Source organism: Streptomyces sp. NPDC051987 (assembly GCF_040680735.1).
Classification (GTDB): Bacteria; Actinomycetota; Actinomycetes; order Streptomycetales; family Streptomycetaceae; genus Streptomyces.
In genome coordinates this window covers 1-4110 of sequence record NZ_JBFAXI010000187.1, presented here as the reverse complement: position 1 = coordinate 4110, position 4110 = coordinate 1, and the positions used below count along the sequence as shown (strand labels likewise).

The window sequence follows — 4110 nt, the reverse complement described above, 5'->3', positions numbered from 1 at the left end:
CGGCTGGCGAAAGTGTTCACCGCGAAGGTCGACGCGGCCTGGCATCTGCACGACCTGACCCGCGACCTCGACCTGGCCGCCTTCGTGCTGTACTCGTCCATCGCCGGCACCGTCGGCAGCGCAGGCCAGGCCAACTACGCCGCCGCCAACGCCGCCCTGGACGCCCTCGCCGAGCACCGCCGCTCCCTCGGGCTCCCCGCCACCTCACTCGCCTGGGGGGTGTGGGAGCAGGACGGCGGCATGCAGGCCACCCTCACGGACAGCGACCGCGAGCGGATGAGCCGCAGCGGCATGCGGGCGCTTCACGGCGAGGAGGGCCTGCGGCTCTTCGACGCCTCGCTGCGTACCTCCGACGCGGTGCTGGTGGCGGCCCGCTTCGACTTCGCGACCCTGCGCACCCGCACCGGGCGAGACGGTGTGCCCGCCCTGCTGCGCGCCCTGGTCCGCCCGGCCCGCCGGGCCGCGCAGGCGGCCGGGGAGCCCGCCGCCGAGTCGTTCGTCGAGCGGCTGGCGGCTCTTCCGGAGGAGGAGCGGCGGGAGGCCGTCCTCGACTTCATCGCTGAACAGGCGGCCGGGGTCCTGGGTTTCGCGGACAGGCACCAGGTGGCCGAGGACCAGGCGTTCAAGGATGTGGGCTTCGACTCACTGACCGCAGTGGAACTGCGTAACCAGCTCGCCGCCCGGACCGGAGTGCGACTGCCCGCCACCCTCGTCTTCGACCACCCGACCCCGGCTGCGCTCGCCCGGCGCCTGTACGACGCGCTGGCTCCCCGTCTGCCGCGGCAGAGGGTGCCGGTCGAGGAGACGACGCGGTCCGCCGAGCCGACCGGGGACGCGGCCGCCGAGATGATCGCCGGCATGGACGTGGAAAGCCTCGTGGCGCGCGCCCTCAGCGGATCGGCCACCTGATTCGGTCCTGGACCGGGAGAGAAGAACATGACTGTTTCCGACGAACGACTCGTCGACGCCCTGCGCGCGTCCCTCACCGAGAACGAGCGGCTGCGGCAGGAGAACGAGCGGATCACGGCCGCCGCCCGAGAGCCGGTCGCCATCGTGGGCATGGCCTGCAGGCTGCCTGGCGGGATCACCTCGCCGGAGGAGCTGTGGACCCTCGTGGCCGGCGGTCACGACGCCGTCACCGGCCTCCCCACCGACCGCGGCTGGGACCTGGAGTCCCTCTACCACCCCGAGCCCGGCCATCCGGGCACCACCTACGTGCGCGAAGCCGGGGTGCTGCACGGTGCCGGCGCCTTCGACGCCGGGTTCTTCGGCCTCTCCGAACGAGAGGCCCTCGGCACCGATCCGCAGCAGCGCCTCCTGCTGGAACTGGTCTGGGAGGCGCTGGAGCGGGCCGGGATCGACCCGCACACCATCCGGGGCTCCGACACCGGTGTCTTCGCCGGCCTGATGTACCACGACTACGCGAGCGGGGTCCGCAAGCTGCCCGAAGGGGTCGACGCCTTCCTCGGCCTCGGCCGGTCGGGCAGCGTGCTGTCGGGGCGCGTCTCCTACCTGTACGACCTGACCGGGCCGTCCGTCACCGTCGACACGGCCTGCTCGTCCTCGCTGGTCACCCTGCACATGGCGGCCCAGGCGCTGCGCGCCGGCGAGTGCTCACTGGCGCTCGCGGGCGGGCTCGCGGTGATGGCCACGCCCGACGCCTACGTCGGCTTCGCCACCCAGCGGGCGCTCGCCGCCGACGGCCGGATCAAGGCGTTCTCGTCTTCCGCGGACGGCACCAACTGGGCCGAGGGTGCGGGCATCCTGCTTCTGGAGCGGCTGTCGGACGCGCGGCGAGCCGGGCATCCCGTACTCGCGGTGGTGCGCGGCTCCGCCGTCAATCAGGACGGTGCCTCCAACGGTCTGACCGCGCCCAACGGGCCGGCGCAGGAACGGGTCATCCGGGCGGCCCTGGACCACGCTCGCCTGGCGCCCGCCGACGTGGACGCGGTGGAGGCGCACGGCACCGGCACCGTGCTGGGTGACCCGATCGAGGCGCAGGCGCTGATCGCGACCTACGGTCAGGACCGCCCGGCGGGCCGCCCGCTGTGGCTGGGCTCGCTGAAGTCCAACATCGGGCACGCGCAGGCCGCCGCCGGTGTGGCGGGTGTGATCAAGATGGTGATGGCGCTGCGCAACGAGCAGCTGCCCAAGACACTGCACGTGGCCGAGCCGACACCGAAGGTGGACTGGTCGGCGGGTGCGGTGGAACTGCTCACCGAGGCCCGTTCCTGGCCCCGGCAGGAGGGCCGAGCGCGCCGGGCGGGCGTGTCGTCGTTCGGGATCAGCGGCACCAACGCGCACGTCCTGCTGGAGGAGGCCCCGCCCGAGCCCGCCGCCGAGAAGGGTGCCGAGCGGGCGTCGGGGCCCGTCGCCTGGGCGCTGTCGGCGAAGACGGCCGAGGCGCTGCGCGGTCAGGCAGCCCGGCTCGAGGCGATGCTCGGCGGAGCGGACGCGCCCCCCGACCCGTACGACATCGGCTACTCGCTCGCGCTCACCCGGACCGCGTTCGACGAGCGGGCCGTGATCGTCGCCGGCGATCTGGCCGCCCTGCGCGCCAAGGTCCGGGCCGTCGCCGACGGCACCGCGGGTTCGCTGCCGGGCATCGCTCGCGGCAGCCGTGCCAGGGGCCGCCTCGCGGTGCTGTTCACCGGCCAGGGCGCCCAACGACTCGGTATGGGCCGAGAGCTGTACGACACCCATCCCGTGTTCGCCACGGCCTTCGACGAGGTCGCGGAGGAACTGGACCGGCACCTGCCCCGGCCACTGAACGAGGTCGTCCACGAGGACGCGGCGGCGCTGGAGCGCACGGAGTTCACCCAACCGGCCCTGTTCGCCGTAGAGGTGGCGCTGTACCGCCTCTACGAGTCCTGGGGAGTACGCCCGCATGCCCTGGCCGGGCACTCGATCGGCGAGCTGGCCGCCGCGTATGTGGCCGGAGTGTGGTCCCTGGCGGACGCGGCCCGGCTGGTGGCCGCGCGGGGACGGCTGATGCAGGCCCTGCCGGCCGTCGGCGCGATGATCGCCGTGCAGGCGACGGAGGACGAGGTACGGCCTCTGCTGACCGAGGGTGTCGGCCTCGCCGCCGTCAACGGGCCGCGATCCGTGGTGATCTCCGGTCCCGAGGCCGAAGCAGCGGAGATCGGCTCGCACTTCGCCGCCCAGGGCCGCAGGACCAAACGGCTGGCCGTCAGTCACGCCTTCCACTCGCCGCTGATGGACCCGATGCTGGCGGAGTTCCGGCAGGTCGCGGCCGAACTGGCCTACCGGGAGCCGCGCCTGCCGGTGATCTCCAATGTCACCGGCGCGCCGGCCACCCGGGAGGACCTCACCTCTCCGGATTACTGGGTACGGCACGTCCGCGGCACCGTCCGGTTCGCTGACGGCGTCCGTGCCCTGCTGGACCGGGGCGTCACGACCTTCCTGGAGCTGGGCCCCGCTGCGGTGCTGTCCGCGCTGGGCCCCGGTTGCCTGGGCGCCGCCGACGACGGCGTCGCCTTCCTTCCCGCTCTGCGCGTCGACGCCCCTGACGCGCAGACCGCGCTCACCGCGGCGGGCGGGCTGTTCACCCGGGGCGTTCCCATCGACTGGAAGGCGCTCTTCCCCGGGGCGCGTCGGGTGGACCTCCCGACGTACGCCTTCCAGCGCCGTGACTACTGGCTGGAGGCCGGCACCGTGACCACCGAGACGATCAGCACCGACACGACACAGACCGTCGCCGATCCTGAGGCCGAGGCCCTGGACGCGACGCGGGTGGCCCTGCTGGAGCGGCTGGCCGGGCTCAGCGGCGAGGAGCGGCTCACACTCCTCGTCGACCTCGTCGTGGCGGAGGCCGGTGCAGCCCGCACCGAGCAGAACCCGGACGAGACCTTCGACGACGAACTGGACGGCGACAGCCCCTTCTTCGAGGTCGGATTCACCTCACTGAGCGCCGTCGAACTGCGCAACCGGCTCGTGCAGGTCACCGGTCTCGCCCTGGACGCCATGCTGCTCTTCGACTACCCGACCCCGGCCTATGTCGCCGAGTTCCTGCGGGAGCAACTGGTGGCCGACTGACGTGAGTCCGACGGCCGGAGACGGCGGCGGGGCACCCGGGATCTCCCGGGTGCC

General features: G+C 73.3%; 2 protein-coding genes. Both read left to right on the top strand.

Going from position 1 to position 4110, the window contains the following annotated elements; all coding sequences use genetic code 11:
• Window positions 1-909, top strand: a 909-nt coding sequence (locus AB0M11_RS41095) for a beta-ketoacyl reductase (protein WP_365714064.1), incomplete at its 5' end; no start/stop codon positions are given.
• A 27-nt stretch (window positions 910-936) separates the two neighbouring features.
• Complete coding sequence (locus tag AB0M11_RS41090; RefSeq protein ID WP_365714062.1) at window positions 937-4056, top strand: beta-ketoacyl synthase N-terminal-like domain-containing protein; 3120 nt, start codon at window positions 937-939, stop codon at window positions 4054-4056.
• Window positions 4057-4110 lie beyond the last annotated feature (54 nt).